Source organism: Tardiphaga sp. P4_G1 (assembly GCF_056401215.1).
Genome location: NZ_JBFUJU010000011.1, coordinates 165,429 through 184,396 on the forward strand (window position 1 = coordinate 165,429; position 18,968 = coordinate 184,396).

The following is an 18,968-nucleotide window of genomic DNA, read 5'->3' on the forward strand; positions in this document are numbered from 1 at the left end:
AAGCCTTCCCTATGTCAGCAACTGGCGACAGATGGTGACGAAGTCATCCGCCCAGCCTGTCAGCAGAGCGAGCAGGATCAACCAGACCAAAAGCAGGAAATGCCAATACATCGTGCACAGTTCCACACTCAAACGCAGGCGCGGGATTTCAACACCACGCCATGCCTTGACGATGGTTCTGCCCAGAGCGACGAGACCGCCGAGCAAGTGCAGTCCATGAATCGCGGTGATCAGATAGAAGAAGGCGTTGGCAGGATTGGCCGCCAGAAAGTAGCCCCGGGTGTTGAGCTGCTGCCACACCAGCAACTGACCTATCAGGAAAACAACGGCCGAAACGCCGCCTGCAAGCAGGCCGGTCAGCACATTTTCGCTGTCGTTGCGACGGGCGGAAACCTGCGCCCATTGCAGCGCGCCGCTGCTCACGACCAGAACACCGGTGTTGAACCACAGCAACCCGGGCACGGGCAGCGACCGCCAGTCGATCAGTTGCATGCGCATGGAGTAAGCGCTGACGAAGAGCGCAAACAACGACCCGACGACCGCGAGAAACACACCCAAACCTATTTTCGCCGCCGGCAACGACATCGAACTTCCGCCGGGAAAATCGCCGACCGCCCCCTCCTCCAGCCAGGGCTTGGCCGCAAGCCGTTGCTGCGAGAGCCACCATCCCGCAATGGCCGCTATTCCAGCCATGAACAGGACGATGGCCGTCATGGATGCGCTCCCTTCGGCGTCGAGCTGGCCGGCGGTTCATTCTGGGGGATGAAATCCCGTGCTGCGCCGGGCACGCTATAATCATAAGCCCAGCGATAGACGACCGGGAGTTCCTTGCCCCAGTTGCCATGTGCCGGCGGCGTCTGCGGCGTTTGCCACTCGAGCGTGGTCGCGTTCCACGGATTGCCGCCGGCGTCCTCGCCCTTGGACAGGCTCCGGATCATGTTGAACACAAATACGAGCTGGGCAAAGCCGACGATGAGCGCAGCGATACTCATGAATGCATTCAGGTCATGGGCCGACGCCGGGACGAATGCCGTCCCACCGATGTCGTGATAGCGGCGCGGCACACCCAGCAGCCCGAGATAATGCATGGGGAAGAAGATCGCGTAAGCTCCAAGGAACGTGACCCAGAAATGGAAGCGCCCCAGCGTCTCGTTCAGCATCCGTCCCGTCACTTTCGGATACCAGTGATAGATCGCACCAAACACGACCATGATCGGCGCAACCCCCATGACCATGTGAAAATGGGCGACCACGAACATGGTATCGGACAACGGAACGTCCACGACGACGTTGCCGAGGAACAGGCCAGTCAGGCCGCCATTAACGAACGTGATAATGAATGCGAGCGCGAACAGCATCGGAACGGTGAGGTGAATGTCGCCACGCCACAGGGTCAGGATCCAGTTGTAAACCTTGATCGCCGTGGGGATCGCGATGATGAGGGTCGTTGTTGCGAAGAAAAATCCGAACTTCGGATTCATGCCACTGACATACATGTGGTGCGCCCACACCACGAAGCTCATCGCTCCGATTCCGACAATCGCCCACACCATCATGCGATAACCGAAAATATTCTTTCGCGCATGAGTGCTGATGAGGTCAGAGACAATGCCAAAAGCAGGTAACGCAACGATATAGACTTCGGGGTGGCCGAAAAACCAGAACAGGTGCTGGAACAACAGCGGACTGCCACCGCCGTACTTCCCCAGCTGACCCATCTCCACGAGCGTTGGCATGAAGAAGCTGGTGCCAAGAAGCCGATCGAACAGCATCATCACCGAGGCGACGAACAAGGCTGGAAATGCGAGCAAGGCCATCACGGTCGCTGTAAAAATGCCCCACACCGTCAAAGGCAGCCGCATCAGCGTCATTCCGCGCGTGCGACCCTGCAGCACCGTCACGACGTAATTCAAGCCGCCCATGGTGAAGCCGATAATGAACAGGATCAGCGACACCAGCATCATGATGATGCCTGCTTCCTGTCCGGGGCTTCCGGAAAGAATGGCCTGCGGCGGATACAGCGTCCAGCCAGCGCCGGTCGGCCCACCCGGTACAAAGAAGGTCGCAACCAGCACCAGCACGGCAAGCAGATAGATCCAGTAGCTCAGCATGTTCGCATAGGGGAACACCATGTCGCGAGCACCGACCATCAACGGGATGAGATAATTCCCGAAGCCTCCGAGAAACAGCGCCGTGAGAAGGTAGATCACCATGATCATGCCATGCATGGTGATGAACTGAAGATACTGGCTCGGATCGATAAACGAAAACGTTCCGGGAAATCCGAGCTGCAGCCGCATCAGCCACGACAGCACCAGCGCGACCATACCGATGGCCATTGCTGTCATCGCATACTGGACCGCAATGATCTTGGCATCTTGCGAGAAGACATATCGCGTCCACCAGCTTCGCGGGTGATAGAGATCGACCTCACCCACTTCGGCCGGCGGAATTCCTGCGAGTACGTCAGACGGGACATCAACCATTAAAATGTCCTCCCGGATTTATCCTCTGATCGTCGCTCATCGTAAGTGTTACAACGTGCAACGCCGCCGCGCCGGTCCTGCTATTTGCCGCGGGTCTTGTAAGTCGCCTTCGTGATGGGTCGGTGGCCGGATAACGCTGCGAATGTCTGCTGCTTCTCCAGCCATGCATGATATTCGCTCTCTTCCTGGACGATGACGTTGCTCCGCATTTGCGCATGCGCGATGCCGCACAATTCCGCGCAAAGAACCTCGAATGTTCCTGTGCGCGTGGGAGTGAACCAGAAGTATGTGACCGAGCCCGGCACCATATCCATCTTCGCCCGGAACTCAGGCACGTAGAAATCGTGCAGAACGTCGATTGAACGGAGCAACACCTTGACCGGCTTCCCGATCGGGAGATGCAAATCGTCGTTCTCAACCACGACGTCGTCCTGACCATTGGGATCGTTCGGATTCAAGCCCAGTGGATTCTCGGCACTGACGTTGCGGGCATCGACCGTCCCGAGCCGGCCGTCTTTTCCTGGCAGCCGGTAGCTCCAGCGCCATTGCTGGCCCATGACCTCGATCTCTGTTGCATCGGACGGCACCGTCACAAACTGATGCCAGACAACCAAACCGGGCGCCAACATCGCTCCGACACCGATCGCGGTCCCTATGGTGAGCCACCATTCGAGCCTCTTGTTTTCGGGCTCATAGGCCGCTTGTCTTCCTTCCTTGTGATGAAAACGGAAGATGCAATAGGCGATGAATGCGACGATCGCGAAGAAGACCGCTCCGGTGATCCAGAACGTCATGGTGATCGTGTCGTCGATGTAACTCCAGTTCGATGCGATCGGCGTCCACCACCATGGGCTAAGGAGGTGAAACAGCACCGAAGCGACTGCGACCAACAGCAGTATGAATGCTACAGCCATCCCTTGTTCATCCTTGCCTCTAGAGGCTGCGGACAAGACTTAGAAAAGGGCGCAGTTCACGTCTGCATCGATGGCTGATTTCGAGCTCGCCATCATAATGCTGGCCGCCTTGCCCTCTAACCGGTCGCAACATCGAATTCGAAAAGTTGCGATCGCTGGTGTCGTCGAACTACGGGCACTTGCCACTACAGGATGTTCCCCGGCAGGCTTGATTGTCAATAGACCGGCTTATTCCTCACGACGACGATAGCACCACGATCGAACCGTTGAGCAATGGCACGCGCAACGGATTCTCATATCGCATTGCAATACACCACGCCGCGCGTCCGCAGGACAGATAAAGTGATGCGTCAATTGCCATCAGCCACGCGGTGAAACGTAAACCTTACAAAGGAAGAATTCACCGAACAGTGCGTGCTATTCTTTTCTGATTGCGCTAAACTTGCTGCACAGGTTGCGACAGGTTTTGCTCGGCAAAGCTCTCTTCGTTGAACTTGGCCGTCTTCCAGAACCAGTCGCGATTTCTGCGCACGAAGGCGAATGCTCGTCATTTGAAAATGACCCGATCTCGCCGGTGCGAACGCATGGGAGATCGTGACCATGGCTACTCCGTATTCTGACAAGATCTCGCAGACAGTACCAAGCGCTTCCGATAGCGTTGCCGCGCCCGTCATTCGCAAGATCGGGTTGTCCGATCTGCATGAAGCGTTGCGGCTGGGCTGGGAGGACTTCAAGGCGGTTCCGAGTCACGCCATTATTCTGTGCGTCATCTATCCTGTTCTCGGGCTTGTGCTGGCCAGAATGACCCTTGGCTATTCGGTGTTACCGCTGCTTTTCCCGCTAGCCGCCGGTTTTGCGTTGATTGGTCCTTTTGCAGCCCTCGGTCTCTATGAACTCAGCCGCCGTCGCGAACGCGGCGAAGAGGCGTCGGCATGGCATGCACTCGGCGTGCTGCGCTCGCCGTCCTTCGGGGCCATGCTTGGCCTCGGCACGCTCCTGCTCATTTTGTTCGTGGTCTGGGTGACCACAGCGAATGCGATTTACGTCTCCAAGTTCGGCAATGCCCCTGCGGCCAGCATTCCCGATTTCGCATCGCGCATCTTCACAACCACAGAGGGGCACCAACTGATCGTCCAGGGCTGCGGCGTCGGACTATTGTTCGCTATCATGGCCCTGTGCGTTAGCGTCGTGGCGTTTCCGCTGATGCTCGACCGACATGCGAGCGTGACAGACGCAGTTCAGACCTCGCTGCGGGTGGTGATGAAAAATCCTGTGACGATGGCCGCATGGGGTCTGATTGTGGCCGCGCTGCTGGTGGCCGGTTCGCTGCCGTTATTCGTCGGTCTCGCCGTTGTTCTGCCCCTACTCGGTCATGCCACCTGGCATCTTTATCGCAAGGTGCTGGAGCCGGACCCGAATCCTCGGCAGGAGCCTCCGCGTCCACCGAAAGGGCGGCGCTATGCGGCCGATTTTCCGGTCTCTCTCTTCCCGTGGGGTCGCGATAAGCCGTAGGTCGAAACAAACGACCGGAGACGCACATGTCGGCTTCAGAATACGTCGAGCCACCCCGCGCGGATGAAACCCGCCCGAATGAGGGGCGATCGGCATACCCTGCCGGAAGCGGACTCCGCTCCCGGCAGGATGTCCGCCCATTATCTATCAGGAGAACCCAAACAGCTTTGCCGGATTTGTGACTAGTATCTTTTCCAGCAAGGCATCGTCCGGCGCGTAGCGATAGAGCAATCCAAGCAGGTCGGCGTCGTTCGGCGGCTGGACGACCGATACCGGGTGCGGCCAGTCGCTTGCCCAGACGCAGCGATCGGGCGCGGCTTCGAGATAGGCTTGCGCGATGGGAACGACGTCGTCCCACGGCGGACCTTTCCTGGACGTCTTTTCGCCGAGCGAGAGCATCACCCAGAAATTGCCCTTCGACAGCAGATCGAGAACCGCACGTAAATTCGGATCGTTCTTGCCGAGCGTTGGATCCGGGCGGCCCATGTGATCGATGAGGACCGGCACCTTGAGGGACGCGATCTTGTCGAGGTTGGCAACGATGCCGTCCTTCTCCGGCTGGAATTTAGCGTACCAGCCGAGTTCGGAAATACGTGCGATCGCGCGCTCGTAGTCGCTGTCCGACAGTACGGCGCCGAGCTCTTTGCGGAAGCTGAACCGCGCCCCGCCGACGCCGGCGTCGTTCAGCTTGGCGAGATACGCATCGTCACGCTCGGCGAAAACCAGCGCATTCGCACAGGCCTTGTAGTTCGGCCCCATCGCCGCCAGCCCGTCCAGAACCACCGAATGATCGGCACCATATGTCGTCGTCTGCACGATGATGCCGCGCTCGATACCAAGGGCCTTGTGTACCCGAAGCGCAGCCTCCCAGGTTGCCGTCGGCATCTGATAGGCCGCGCCGGGCCGGACGGGATAGCGTTCCACCGGACCGAGCACATGGAACTGACTGTCGACGCTCTTCGGCGGCGGCTTGCGGGATGGCGTGCGCGGGTTTGGATCAAATGGAAGATAGTCGGGCATCTGTCGCTCCTTTAATCGATCACCGCAGTGAAATCGCATTGCACCAGGGCGCCGCCCTCCATCTCCATGGAGAGCGCATGACGGGCCGGGCGCGAATGTTCGTCCGGAAACATCTTGAGCCACTCGACATTGACCGGCCCACGATTGCTGCGATCCTTGAGCCAGACCGTCATCTTGATGATGTCATCGGTGCTGCCGCCCCCGGCTTCCACGATCGCCTTCATATGCGCGAACATGTTGGCGCACTGGCTTTCGAGATCGGGTGGCATCTCGCTCGTCTTGGGATCGCGGCCGAGGATGACGCCGGACATCAGCAGATTGTTGATGCGGCAGGCATTGGGAATCGGATTTGCGTGCTTGAACTCGCCGATATGAACGCTGCGGCGGCGCCTGGAAGATGTCATGGCTGCAGTCTCCGGATAACGGTCAGACGAATTGGCACGACACCGAGCCATACGGCCCGTAATCGGCATGTATCGTATCGCCGCGGCTGACCTCGATCGGACGCGTGAAGGATCCGGCGAGCACCACCTCGCCTGCGGCGAGGTATTCGTCGTGCGGCGCGAGGCGATTGGCGAGCCACGCGATGCCGTTTGCCGGATGGTTCAGCACGCCGGCGGCGACGCCGGTCTCCTCGATCTGGCCATTCCGGAACAGCAGCGCGCTGACCCAGCGCAAATCGACATCCAGCGGACGGAATGGACGACCGCCGACCACAAGCGCGGCATTCGCTGCGTTGTCGGAGATCGTGTCCACCACCGTGCGGGGCTTCTTGGTTTGCGGATGCACGCGGTGCATGCGCGTTTCCAGGATTTCGAGCGCCGGAGTGACGTAGGCTGTCGCGTTCAGCACGTCGAAGATCGTACAATCCGGCCCGCGCAGATCGGTCTTGAGCACGAAGGCCAGTTCGACCTCGATGCGCGGCGCGAAAAACCGTTCATAAGGGATGCTGCCGGCATCCTGATAGAACATGTCGGCGAACAGCACGCCGTAATCCGGCTCGGAGATGCTGACCGCGTTCTGCATCGCCTTCGAGGTCAGGCCGATCTTGTGGCCTTTGATCACTCGCCCGCGTTCAAGCTGCAGCGCCGTCCAGGTCCGCTGGATCGCATAGGCATCCTCGATGGTGAGATCGGGATAGTCGGCGGTGAACATGGTGATGAGCGTCTTGGTCCGCTCCGCTTCGTCGAGGCGATGCGCCAGCGTATCGATGACCGTCTGATCAAGCACCGTTATTTCTCCTCTGCGACGACGTTGCGAAGAATGCCGATCTGCCTGGACTCGACCTCGACGACATCGCCTGGCTTGAGCCAACGCGGCGGCGTGAAGCGGGCGCCGGCGCCGGTCGGCGTTCCGGTCGCGATCATGTCGCCGGGCTTCAAGGTGGCAAAAGTCGACAGATAAGAAATCAGATAGTCGAAGGTGAACATCAGCCGCTCTGTCGAGTCGTTCTGACGCTCCTCCCCGTTCACTCGCGTGACGATATCGTGCGTCCCTTGCGGATCGCATTCGTCCGCCGTGACGATCCACGGCCCGACGCTGCCGGAACGGTCGAAATTCTTGCCCTGGGTGACGTTGAACTTGCCGTGGTGCAGCCAGTCCCGCACCGAACCTTCGTTGCAGAGAGTCATGCCGAAGATGTGCGACCACGCATTCTCACGCGTGATGTGACGACCTTCCTTGCCGATGACAATCACGAGTTCGCCTTCGTAGTCGAGCTGCTCGGAGATCTTCGGCTTTTCGATCGGCTGATCAGAGCCGACCACCGACGACGGGTTGCGGACGAACAGGCTCGGATATTTCGGCAAATCCGAGCTGTCTTTGTATTCAGCATTGCGGTCCTTATAGTTGACCCCGATGCACCACAGCTTCTCCGGCGCCGGGATCGGCGGCAGCAAGACCAGATCCGACAATTGATGATCGGGCTTGCGGCCGGCGCTCACCTGTTTCGCCTTCGCCAGCCCGTTGCCGGCGATCAAGCTGCGCAGATCGGGAAACTCCGATCCAAGCAATGCACTGAGATCGATAACGCCGACATCGGCCACCACGCCGTAGCGGCTGTTTCCGCCGGTCGAATAGCTGCATAGTTTCATGAAGGCTCCTGAATAATTCACTGGATCGATTGCCGCCGGATGGCGGTACCGGACCGGCTGCTCGAGCTGCGCCCGCGGCGTTCTTCCAATTACTTCGATGTCTGGAATACGGACTTCAACGTGAAGATCTCGCCTAGCCGCGCGTAACGCGGACCGGCAATGCGGGCGATCGGATCGAGACTCTCGGTCTCGATCTTGCCGTTGGCGAGCAGATCGTCCTTGATGTGAAATGCGACTACTTCGCCGACGATCAACCGGCTGCGGGTATCGCCGAATTCGAGGCATTGCCGAAATCGGCATTCCATCGCGATAGGTGCCGCCGTCAGCCGCGGCACCCCGATATGGTCGCTGGGGGTCGTCTCGAGACCGAGGACTTCGACCTCACTCACCTCCGGCGGATGTTCGGCGGAGCTTTCGTGAACCGCAGACATCAACGGCGAATCCGCGATGTGAATGACGTATTCTTCGCGATCCAGGATGTTGCGTGCCGTGTCTTTGTAGACGCCTGATTTGCGGCCGACGCTGATTGCCAGCATCGGCGGCTTGGGCGAGACGAAGGTGAAAGCACTGAACGGCGCAAGGTTGACGGTACCTGCCTGCGACAGGCTGGTCACCCATGCGATCGGTCGCGGGACGACGATGCCGGTGAGCAGACGATAGGCCTTTTCGGCGCCAAGTTCAGCGGGATCGATCTTCATTCGTCAATCCGCCTTTACATTGGCCTTGCGCACGACCGGAATCCACTTGGCGTCCTCACGATCGAGATAGGTTCTGAACTCACCCGGCGTCATCGGGAGCGCTTCGGCGCCAAGTTTTTCGAACTTGTCGACCACGCCTGGCTCTTTGAGGATCTCAGCCAGCGCCTTGTTCAATTTATCGGCGACTGGAGCGGGGGTGTTCGCCGGAGCAAACAGCCCTGTGAAGGTCTGGCCGTCAAAATCCGGATAGCCGAGCTCGGCGAAAGTGGGCACGTCCGGAAGCGTCTTCAGTCGATGTGGGCTCGTGACCGCCAAGGCGCGCAACATTCCACTCTTGATATATTGAAGGCTGACCGACAGTTGATCGAATGCGAACTGAACCTGGCCGCCGAGCAGGTCATTGGTCGCGGGCGCGTTGCCGCGATAATGCGCCGTCACCCAACGAATCTCGAGCTTGGACTGCATGAGTTCGCTGAGCAGGTGATTGGTGGTGCCCGGCCCCGGAGAGGCCATCGTCAGCTTGCCCGGATCGCGCTTCGCGAGTTCGAGCAATTCGGCGAACGACGTAGCCTTCACGGAAGGATGAACCTCGAGCACCAGCGGCGTCATCGAGATGCTCGAGATCGGCAGGAAGTCGCGCTTCCAGTTGTAAGCGTCGCGCTTGTTGATTTCGGGAGCGAAGAGAACCGGACCATTGGCGCCGACCATGAGCGTGTAGCCATCATTCGGCGCTTTCGCCAGCGCTTCCCCGGCGATCATGCCGCCAGCGCCCGACTTGTTTTCGATCACGAAGGGCTGGCCCAATTTCTCTTGCAGCCGATCCGCGACGATGCGCGCCGCGCTATCGACATTGCCGCCGGCCGGATAGGGCACGATCAGTTTGACAATGCGCGCGGGCCATTCCTGGGCCGTCGCCGTGCCATTAACCAGCGTCGCAACAATGGCTGCAGCGATCCATAGCGACCTCATCATTTCCTCCCGCCAGATGCGGCTTTCACGCCGCTAACCGTATGTTCGACGCCGATTGGGACCAGCGCTCTTACGGCGGACCATTGGTTCACCCGCTTTACTTGTCGATGCCAATGTGCGGTTATTGTCCACATTATGGACACCGGATTGCCAACAACACTCGATCCGGAGCCGCGACAAGGCGCGCAGGCGATCCGGCGCGCGCTCTTCCTCCTTCGCGTGCTTGCAGCGGGCGGTGAGAGCGGATTGCCGTTGAATGAAGTCGTCCAAGCGACGCGTCTATCGCGCCCGACCGTACACCGGATCATTCATGTCCTGATGGAGGAGGGGCTCGTCGAGCGCCACGTGCGCTCGGGTCGCTATGCAATCGGCACGCAGGTCCCTGAATTGGCACTCGCTCGCCCATCGCGCTCGCCATTGCTCGCCGCAGCGGACGACATTTTGCGCGAAACATCGCAACGGGTCGGCGACACACTGTTTCTCACGGTGCGCACCGGCAACGACACTTTATGCGTGGATAGGAGAATTGGCTCATATCCGATCCAGGTACTCTCGATCGCCGTCGGTGCGCGGCGGCCCCTCGGCGTCAGCAGCGCAGGCGTTGCCATCCTGGCCGCGTTACCGGCTCAAGAATCACGCCGGATCGCTATGACGAATGAGCCTCGATTTGCGGGATATCGGACCGATCGACAGACTGTGTTGTCAGAGATCGCCGACGCCCGGCGCAGGGGCTATGGCGTGCGCGAAGTCGGGTTGGTCCAGGGCACGAAATCGATTTCGACCTGGATCAAGACAGCCGATGGCGATCCGGCGGCGGCCCTCACCATATCGGCCGTCCGAACACGGCTCGGCCCGCGACGCGAGCAGGAAGTTGTCGAAACGCTTCTGAAGGCAGCTTACGAGGTCGAGCAGAAAATCCGATAAGAAAGCAGGCGTCGCCCAATCCAAGGCAAAGGTCCGCTTTCGACATGGGCAGCGATTGAGCAGCCAATCGACGGCTGGCTGTTCTAATCTGAACGGAAAAATGGCGCGCCATTCGGAATACAGCCACGATCTTATACATGATTGAAATTGCTTGTGATTTTACAAGGTGCCTCATGGCGCGAGGCTCGTCGCATCGATTCCGGCCTCAAGACACACCTCACAACTCCGCGCGCCACGGCGGCTCCGGGGTGCTAACATAGTCAAGACCGCACGACCGAAGATTTCACCTGTGCGATTGAAACGCGGTCGGGAAACGATGGCGCACGAAGAGATGCACTCCAAAAACAACGGCCGACCGTAATTGCGGTGAGTTGGCTGGGACGTGGAGGACGCTATGGCGTGGCGTGACGACAAGGCCCGGGCAACTCTGATCCGCGACGCGGCGGGAAGCGTGCAGCCGGGCAAGGCACCCCGAACCTTTGCCGAGCTTATGTTCGGCTACACCAATGCCGAGGACCTCGCCAGTTACGATGCCTCCTCGCTTGCCTTCCTGGCGGAGCAAGCCTGGGAGCATGTACAGCGACGCACGGCGGGTCGTGCCGATATCCGCGTCGTCAATCCGATGATGCCGGACGGGCGCGAGATGTCCGTGCTCGAAATTCTCAACGACGATATGCCTTTCCTGTTCGATTCCATCATGGCGGAGCTCGCCGAGCAGGGCATCGAAGTCACCCTCGTCGCTCACCCCATCATCGCGATGGAGCGCGATGACCAAGGCAAGCTCCTGCACTTCCACGGTGAAGCACTGCCGGAAGGGGCAAAGGGCGCGCGCGAGAGCCTGATTCACCTCCACATCACCCGCCTCGACGCCGACGCTGACCGCGAGAGGCTGATTGACGGCCTCACCAGGACGTTAAGCGACGTGCGCGCCAGCGTCGCGGACTGGCGCGTCATGCGCGACCGCGTCGAGAACGCGATCAAGACTTTCTCTTCCAATCCACCGCCGCTGCCGATCGACGAGGTCGCCGAGGCCAACCAGTTCCTGCAATGGCTGTGCGCGGACAATTTCACCTTTCTCGGCGTGCGCGAGTATCGCTTCTCGCCCGACAGCGATGCGTCGGACGACATCACGACCGCTGAGGGCCTCGGCATCCTCCGCGACCCCGATGTAAAGGTCCTGCGCCGCGGCAACGAAATGGTGGTGATGACGTCGGAAATTCGCGAGTTCATGCGCGAGCCGACCCTACTCATCGTCATCAAGGCCAATGTGAGTAGCCGCGTTCATCGCCGCATCCGGATGGATTATATCGGCATCAAGCTCTATGCGCCCGACGGCCGGCTCGAGGGTGAACTACGAGTCGTCGGCCTGTTCACCTCAGGCGCCTATACCCGCTCGGCACGACAGATCCCCTATGTTCGCCACAAGATATCGCGGGTGCTCCAGCGCGCCGGCTTCGATCCGAACAGCCATTCGGGCAAGGCGCTAATGCACATCCTCGAGGAATATCCGCGAGACGAACTATTCCAGGTCGACGTCGACACCCTCTTCAATTTCGTCATGGAGATCCTGATCCTCTATGAGCGCCCCCGCGTCCGGGCGCTCGCTCGGGTCGACAAGTTCGATCGCTTCGTCTCCATCCTCGTCTTCATTCCGCGCGACAAATACGACACTGATGTGCGCATGCGCGTCGGCGCCTTCCTGTCGCAGATCTACAAAGGGATGCAGGCCGCCTCCTACGTGTCTTTCCCCGAAGGAGCATTGACGCGCGTTCACTACATCATCGGACGCTATGAAGGTAAGACTCCTGCCGTCGAGCGCGCCACGCTGGAAGCCGGGATCAGCGCCATTGCCGCGACCTGGGCCGACAAGCTGAAGGCCGCGCTGACTGCGTCTACCGATGGCATGCGGGCGCGCATGCTCGCCAATCGCTATGCCCAGGCCTTTACCGGCGGCTATACCGAGGTTTCCACGGCGGAACAGGCAATAGCCGATATCGCCACCATCGAAAGGCTCACGCCAACCCGCCCGGTGACGATTTCGGTTCATCGCTTCGAGGGCGAGGACGATCCCAGACGCTTCGGCCTGAAGGTGTTCTCGGATGCCGCGCCGCTGTCGCTGTCCTATCGCGTGCCGGTGATCGAAAATCACGGCCTGCGCGTGGTCGATGAACGTACCTATCAGATCGTGCCCGGTGCCAGGCCTGAGCCGGTGTGGCTGCACGACATGACGATCGAGACCAGCGACGGCCAGCCGATCGAGATCAACCGGGAGTTCAGCCATCGGCTCGAAGCCTCGATCATGGCGGTGGTAGGTGATCGAGCCGAATCCGACGGATATAACGGGCTGATCCTGCGCACGGCCCTGGGCTGGCGCGAAGTCTCGACCATCCGGGCGCTGTCCCGCTATTTGCACCAGATCCGCGCGCCGTTCAGCCAGGATTATATGTGGGAGACTCTGCGCAAGAACGCAGCGATCACCGCCAACCTCGTCGCGCTATTCCAGGCCCGCCTCGATCCACGCCTCACCCTTACTGATGCCGAGCGCTCGGCCCGGGAGACCGCCCTCCTTGCCGATATCGAGGAGCAGCTCAAATCCGTCGCATCGCTCGACGAAGACCGCATCCTCCGCCGTTTCACCAATCTGGTGCAGTCCACCATCCGCACCAATTTGTGGCAGGTCGGCGAGGACGGACATCCGCGTCCGGTGATCTCATTCAAGTTCGACGCGCGCGGAATCGAGGACCTGCCGGCTCCACGACCGCTCTACGAGATTTTCGTCTATTCTCCCCGCGTCGAAGGCATTCACCTGCGCTTCGGCAAGGTTGCGCGCGGCGGACTGCGGTGGTCCGATCGGCCGCAGGATTTCCGCACCGAGATTCTCGGCCTGGTCAAAGCCCAGCAGGTCAAGAACGCCGTGATCGTGCCGGTCGGCGCCAAAGGCGGCTTCGTGCCCAAGCGCCTGCCGCCGCTCTCCAGCCGCGATGCGTGGCTCGCGGAAGGCACCGAAGCCTATCGCATCTTCGTTCGCTCGCTGCTCGAACTCACCGACAATCTCGACGGCGACGACCTCCTCCCGCCCGACTCGACCTTGCGGCATGATGGCGACGATCCTTATCTGGTCGTCGCCGCCGACAAGGGCACCGCCACCTTCTCCGACATCGCCAACGCGATTTCGGCCGAGAAGAACCATTGGCTCGGCGATGCCTTCGCCTCCGGCGGCAGCCAGGGCTACGACCACAAGAAGATGGGGATTACGGCGCGAGGCGCCTGGGAGGCGGTCAAACGCCACTTCCGCGAGCTCGGCACCGACATTCAGACCATGCCTTTCACTGTAGTTGGCGTCGGCGACATGTCCGGCGACGTCTTCGGCAATGGCATGCTGCTCTCGCCCGCGACGAAATTGGTTGCGGCGTTCGATCACCGCGACATCTTCATCGATCCCTCTCCCGATCCGGCGATCAGCTACGCCGAACGCAAGCGCATGTTCGACATGCCGCGATCGAGCTGGCAGGACTACAACAAATCGCTGATCTCGCAAGGCGGCGGCGTGTTCTCGCGCTCCCTCAAGGCGATTCCGCTCGCACCGGAAGTGCGCACCTTGCTCGATCTCGACAAGCCGCAGGCGACGCCCTTCGAGGTGATGACGGCGATCCTGAAGACGCGCGCAGACCTACTGTGGTTTGGCGGCATCGGCACCTATATCCGGGCGTCGGTGGAGAGCGACGATCAGGCCGGCGACCGCGCCAATGATCCGATCCGCATCACCGGGACCGACGTTCGCGCCAGGGTGATCGGCGAAGGCGCCAATCTCGGCGTCACTCAGCGCGGCCGCATCGAAGCGGCGCAGACGGGCGTCAAGCTCAACACCGACGCGATCGACAATTCGGCCGGTGTGAATACGTCCGACGTCGAGGTCAATATCAAGATCGCATTGGCCCGCCCCGAGCGCGAGGGACGCCTCAGCCCGGCTGACCGTAACACCCTGCTTGCCGCGATGACCGACGACGTTGGTGCGCTGGTCCTGCGCAACAACTATCTGCAGACGCTCGCGCTCTCGCTCGCCGAACGCAAGGGCGTGGCCGCGACAGGCTTCCTCACTCGCCTGATGCAGTCGCTCGAGCAGCGCCGCCTGCTCAGCCGGGCAGTCGAATTCCTGCCCGACGACGCCGCCATCACCGAGCGCACACGACGCGGGCAGTCCCTGACGCGGCCTGAACTTGCCGTGTTGCTCGCCTACGCCAAACTGACGCTCTACGACGACCTGCTCGGCACCAGCGTGCCGGACGATCCTTATCTCGCCCGCGAGCTCTCCGGGTATTTTCCAGGCCAGGTTCAGGACAGGTTCCCGACAGCGGTAGAGTGCCATCGCCTCCGACGCGAAATCATCGCGACCAGCCTCGTCAATACGGTCATCAACCGCGGCGGCCCGGCGTGTATCGTGCGCCTGATCGACGAAACCGATGCCGATATCCCCACCATCGTCATGGCCTATGTGGCGGTGGATGAATCCTACGGGCTCAAGTGGCTAAATGATGCGATCGATACGCTCGACGCCTGCATCGAAGGGCAGTTGCAATTGTCCCTCTATGAGGCGGTCCAGGACCTTCTGCTTTCCCGCATGGTCTGGTACGTGCGCAATATTGATTTCAAGGATGGCCTCGAGGCGGTGATCGCACGGTTCGGCCCGGGTATCCGCGAGATCAGCGCCTCTCTCGACAACACCCTGCCACCGGACTTGCAGGCCGCGCGCGGCAAGCGCCGGCAGGAGCTGACCGATGCCGGCGTCCCGTCCGGCCTCGCCGGCGAACTGGCCGATCTCGACACCCTGGTCTCGGCGCCGGACATCGTGACGGTCGCCGAGCGCACCGGCCGCAGCATCGGCGATGCCACCGCGACGTTCTTTGCCGCCGAGGCCAATTTCCGTCTCGACCGCATCATCGCTGCCGCGCGCAGCGTGCCCGCCAGCGATCGTTTCGAACGCCTCGCCATCGACCGCGCCGTCGACCTGATCGCGGCTGCCGAAAGAGGCCTCGCTGCGGATATGTTGGCAACCGGCCAATCCGGCCAGCAGGCTGCGGAGACCTGGCTTGCAGCTCATCCCGAGGCGACGCGCATCCGCCGCGCAGTCGAGGAGATTGCTGCTGGCGGCCTGACGCTCGCCAAGCTGATGGTGGCGGCAAACCTGCTGGGGGACTTGGTCAAAGGCTGAGGCGTGCGGGGCAGCGATGTGAAACTCTAAAGAGCAATGCTAGCGCAGGTTGTTAGCCAGCGAACGGAGGACCCCAATGATCCACGCTACTTGCCATACCGCTGATAATGTCCGCTGCATCGAGTTCGATGCCACACCCTGGTTCAGCGAGGCTAACGCTCCGAGCATTATCGATTTGGCCGAACGCGGATGGGTCAGCACAGCGATTGCAGATTCCCTCGAGAGCCGACGAGGATACGAACGCTTGCACGACCTCGTTGAGTATGCAGCGAAGCGACTGCAACCGGAATCCCTGGAGGACCCCACCTGGGAAACCTTCGAGTGCGTCGTCGATGGACCCGAGGCCGTAGCCTGGCTCGAGAAAAACCGGCCCGACGTTGTGGCAAGGATCCCGTAAGCTACGAGAAGCGCAGCAATGGCAACGATGATTGGCGCATCACAATGAAGCGGAAATGGCGCGCCCGAAAGGATTCGAACCTCTGACCCCGTGATTCGTAGTCACGTGCTCTATCCAGCTGAGCTACGGGCGCGTGCCGCGATGTGGGGCCAAAGCCGCCAGCACCGGATGCGTTTCGGAAACGATGTTTGCGAAAGCGGGCCATAGCTACCGGGTCGAGCCCGGCTTGGCAAGCGCCCTGAGCCGCTTATTTCACTACCGTGACATAGCCGGAAAAAACGGCTCAGGCCCGCGCGCGTTCGTTACGGATGCTGTGCAGTTCCACCGGCCGGTCCGGAAGGCTGATCCGGAAGGTGGCGCCCAAAGTGCCTTCCACAAGGTGAATATCGCCGTCATGGGCGCGGACCAGTTCGGCCGCAATCGCGAGGCCCAGCCCGCTACCGCCGGGGCGAGACGAGCCCTGAAATGCTTCAAACAGGTGGTCGCGTGCCCGCTGCGGGACGCCGGGGCCGGTGTCGGACACTTCGAGAATCGTGACAGCGCCTTCGCGGCGGCCGGTGATGCGGATCTGCTGCGGGGCGACGTCGCTCTGTGGCTGCCCTTCCAGCGCCTGGGCCGCATTGCGGACCAGATTGAGCAAAATGCGAAATAACTGGTCGGGATCGGCATCAATCATCAGCCCGCGCTCGATGGCGTTGACCCAGCCGATCGACACGTCGGTCGCAAGCCCAGCCGATTCGCGGACTTCGTTGACCACCGGCTCAACGAGAATCATCTTGCGATCGGGGGCAGCTTCCTGCGCGCGACCATAAGAGAGTGTCGACTGGCAGAAGGCGATGGCGCGCTCCAGCGAGCGCATCAGCTTCGGCGCGAAGCGCTGCACGCGGGGATCGGGCACGCTGGCGAGCTGATCCGACAGCAATTGTGACGACGCAAGCAGATTGCGCAGGTCATGATTGATCTTCGAGACCGCGAGGCCGAGCGCAGCGAGACGACTCTTCTGATGCAGCATCGAAACGAGATCGCGCTGCATGTCGGACAATTCGCGCTCCGCCACGCCGATTTCGTCGGCGCGCTGGCTCGGCACGATAATCCGCGCCGAGCTCTCGGGGTTTTCATGGAAAGCGACGAGATTGGCTGTCAAATTCCGCATCGGCCGCACGAACAGATAATGCAGCGCCAGATAGACCAGCCCGGCAGAGAGAATCGCCAGTCCGAGCGACACCCACAATAGATTGCTGGAGAAACGATACATCGCCTGCCGCAGCGGCAATTCATCGACCACTACTTCAATGAATTGCGCCCCGCCGGGCGCCGGCCCGATGATGCGCATTGTCTGATCGCCAGTTTCCAGCATGACTTCGAACGCATCGACAATCGCCGACCACACCGTCATCGACCGCATATCGATGTCATGGTCGATCTGCGACGGAAGATCCGCGCTGGCGAGCAGACGGCGCTGCTGGCCCATCTTGATGGCCACCGCGCGGGCGCCGATGCTGCTCAGGATTTGTCGCGACAGCGATTCCGGGACCATGCCGAGCGGCGCGGCATCCAGCACCAGTGCTGCCGTATTGGCCGCGGCCAGCCTGTCGTTCAGCCTGTTGATCCGGAAATTGGCGATCGAGGGCACATAAATGAGAATTTCGGCAATCAGCACCAGCGGAATGGTGAGCAGCAACAGCTTGCCCGACAGCCCCAGCCGTCGCATGGGGCCGAGCCTGAACGCGGGCTCGATGGGCTTTTCGCCGGCCGAAGACACAATATTGGCCTCTGATCTCACGGTCTGACGCTGAACTATCGAGAGATACGGGTCCAACGACGATTTGTTACGATGATGTTTGCGATCAGTTCTTAAATTTGTCCGCTGAGCGAACACGCTTAAGCCATAGAGCAATTTCACAACCGCCAACAACCTGAAAACACCGGGAAATTGGGATTAATCCCATAGTTCCAAGAATTTGGCGGATCAGAACACCGCTACAGGGCAACATTGACGAAAACAGGACGCTCCCGTATAAGCCCGCCAACTGTCCGCGATGACCCGGTTTTGGATCGGGTGCGGCTCGTCTTTGGGCCGGAAATGGCTCGTTGAGCCAACATCTTAGGACTTACCTCAAATTACTCGGCGAATTGCCCGGTCAGCGGAGAACGACCCGTGAAGCGGACTTATCAACCCAGCAAATTGGTGCGCAAGCGCCGTCACGGCTTCCGCGCTCGCTTGGCGACCGTTGGCGGCCGCAAGGTTCTGGCTGCGCGCCGCGCACGTGGCCGCAAGCGCCTCAGCGCCTGATCGGATCTCTTCCGAGAGTTCATCATGGACCGGTTACGGCAGCGGGCGGACTTTCTCGCCGCTGCCAATGGGCCGCGGGTGAACAGCCCTGCCTTTGTGATGCAAACCCGGCGACGTGACGACGACGGCCCGATCAGGGTCGGCTTTACCGTGACCAAAAAAAACGGAACCGCCACCGAGCGGAACCGTATCCGGCGCAGGCTTCGCGAACTGGTGAAGCGCGTCGATGTCTTATCCATGCGACCCCACAGCGATTATGTGCTAGTCGGCCGTCGTGTCGCGCTCCAACGCGATTTCACGATGATGCTCGACGACCTCCGCTCGGCGCTGCACCGCCTCGATCGGCAATCTTCTAAGACGCAATCTTCTAAAACCAGCGTGACCTGACGCTTTCAGCCTGCGACAAGCGCGCAGTTGGAAGCGAGAGCCGCACCCGCATTTGAATGACGAGAC

General features: G+C 60.7%; 15 protein-coding genes and 1 tRNA gene. 5 read left to right on the plus strand and 11 right to left on the minus strand.

All coding sequences use genetic code 11. From position 1 onward, the window contains the following. Nucleotides 1-9: 9 nt before the first annotated feature. The 3 genes from AC1DUY_RS24915 to coxB all read right to left on the minus strand — a co-directional run bounded on the left by AC1DUY_RS24915 (nucleotide 10) and on the right by coxB (nucleotide 3,400). Nucleotides 10-714, minus strand: a complete 705-nt coding sequence (locus AC1DUY_RS24915) for a cytochrome c oxidase subunit 3 (protein ID WP_175368596.1) — start codon at nucleotides 712-714, stop codon at nucleotides 10-12. Beyond that, entirely contained in the window at nucleotides 711-2,486 is a 1,776-nt protein-coding gene (locus tag AC1DUY_RS24920) for a cbb3-type cytochrome c oxidase subunit I (protein WP_093759785.1), read from the minus strand. Before AC1DUY_RS24920 ends, AC1DUY_RS24915 begins: the two co-directional genes overlap by 4 nt. An 80-nt stretch (nucleotides 2,487-2,566) precedes the next feature. Then, nucleotides 2,567-3,400, minus strand: a complete 834-nt coding sequence (gene coxB / locus AC1DUY_RS24925; RefSeq protein WP_089262772.1) for a cytochrome c oxidase subunit II — start codon at nucleotides 3,398-3,400, stop codon at nucleotides 2,567-2,569. Between the two features lie 600 nt (nucleotides 3,401-4,000). Between coxB and AC1DUY_RS24930 the strand changes: the two genes are divergently transcribed. Continuing rightward, nucleotides 4,001-4,912, plus strand: coding sequence for a DUF2189 domain-containing protein (locus AC1DUY_RS24930; RefSeq protein WP_478117830.1), 912 nt, complete (start codon nucleotides 4,001-4,003; stop codon nucleotides 4,910-4,912). 147 nt (nucleotides 4,913-5,059) lie between these two features. Here AC1DUY_RS24930 and AC1DUY_RS24935 read toward each other — a convergent pair whose 3' ends face one another. The 6 genes from AC1DUY_RS24935 to AC1DUY_RS24960 form a co-directional block, all read right to left on the minus strand. Continuing rightward, the gene (locus AC1DUY_RS24935) at nucleotides 5,060-5,932 is read right to left on the minus strand and encodes an amidohydrolase family protein (protein WP_478117832.1); all 873 of its coding nucleotides are present in this window, start codon (nucleotides 5,930-5,932) and stop codon (nucleotides 5,060-5,062) included. A gap of 11 nt (nucleotides 5,933-5,943) precedes the next feature. Continuing rightward, nucleotides 5,944-6,336: a RidA family protein gene (locus AC1DUY_RS24940; protein WP_068732845.1), complete on the minus strand. Its 393-nt coding sequence runs from the start codon at nucleotides 6,334-6,336 to the stop codon at nucleotides 5,944-5,946. Nucleotides 6,337-6,358: 22 nt separating this feature from the next. Beyond that, nucleotides 6,359-7,168, minus strand: a complete 810-nt coding sequence (gene hpaH, locus AC1DUY_RS24945; protein WP_478117949.1) for a 2-oxo-hept-4-ene-1,7-dioate hydratase — start codon at nucleotides 7,166-7,168, stop codon at nucleotides 6,359-6,361. Then, on the minus strand, nucleotides 7,165-8,025 hold the full coding sequence (locus tag AC1DUY_RS24950) for a fumarylacetoacetate hydrolase family protein (RefSeq protein ID WP_478117834.1): 861 nt from the start codon (nucleotides 8,023-8,025) through the stop codon (nucleotides 7,165-7,167). The genes hpaH and AC1DUY_RS24950 overlap by 4 nt, the downstream gene beginning before the upstream one ends. A gap of 89 nt (nucleotides 8,026-8,114) precedes the next feature. Then, the gene (locus tag AC1DUY_RS24955; RefSeq protein ID WP_068732840.1) at nucleotides 8,115-8,723 is read right to left on the minus strand and encodes a flavin reductase family protein; all 609 of its coding nucleotides are present in this window, start codon (nucleotides 8,721-8,723) and stop codon (nucleotides 8,115-8,117) included. Between the two features lie 3 nt (nucleotides 8,724-8,726). Next, nucleotides 8,727-9,692 (minus strand): Bug family tripartite tricarboxylate transporter substrate binding protein, encoded by a 966-nt coding sequence (locus AC1DUY_RS24960; protein WP_478117836.1) that lies wholly within the window; start codon nucleotides 9,690-9,692, stop codon nucleotides 8,727-8,729. A gap of 135 nt (nucleotides 9,693-9,827) precedes the next feature. Here AC1DUY_RS24960 and AC1DUY_RS24965 point away from each other — a divergent pair, with 135 nt between their 5' ends. Beyond that, nucleotides 9,828-10,616, plus strand: a complete 789-nt coding sequence (locus AC1DUY_RS24965; RefSeq protein ID WP_478117838.1) for an IclR family transcriptional regulator — start codon at nucleotides 9,828-9,830, stop codon at nucleotides 10,614-10,616. A gap of 382 nt (nucleotides 10,617-10,998) precedes the next feature. Then, a complete protein-coding gene (locus AC1DUY_RS24970) occupies nucleotides 10,999-15,825 on the plus strand; it encodes an NAD-glutamate dehydrogenase (protein WP_478117840.1) in 4,827 nt (1,608 codons plus the stop codon). 453 nt (nucleotides 15,826-16,278) lie between these two features. Here the strand turns inward: AC1DUY_RS24970 and AC1DUY_RS24975 are convergent. Then, nucleotides 16,279-16,355: transfer RNA gene (locus AC1DUY_RS24975), tRNA-Arg, on the minus strand. 150 nt (nucleotides 16,356-16,505) lie between these two features. Next, on the minus strand, nucleotides 16,506-17,933 hold the full coding sequence (locus tag AC1DUY_RS24980) for an ATP-binding protein (protein ID WP_089263645.1): 1,428 nt from the start codon (nucleotides 17,931-17,933) through the stop codon (nucleotides 16,506-16,508). Between the two features lie 447 nt (nucleotides 17,934-18,380). On the opposite strand from AC1DUY_RS24980, the gene rpmH reads away from it, so the two are divergent. Together rpmH and rnpA are read left to right on the plus strand one after the other, a co-directional pair. Then, the gene (rpmH, locus tag AC1DUY_RS24985; RefSeq protein WP_011471298.1) at nucleotides 18,381-18,515 is read left to right on the plus strand and encodes a 50S ribosomal protein L34; all 135 of its coding nucleotides are present in this window, start codon (nucleotides 18,381-18,383) and stop codon (nucleotides 18,513-18,515) included. Between the two features lie 24 nt (nucleotides 18,516-18,539). Next, entirely contained in the window at nucleotides 18,540-18,902 is a 363-nt protein-coding gene (rnpA, locus tag AC1DUY_RS24990) for a ribonuclease P protein component (RefSeq protein WP_089262790.1), read from the plus strand. The last annotated feature ends 66 nt before the right edge of the window (nucleotides 18,903-18,968 follow it).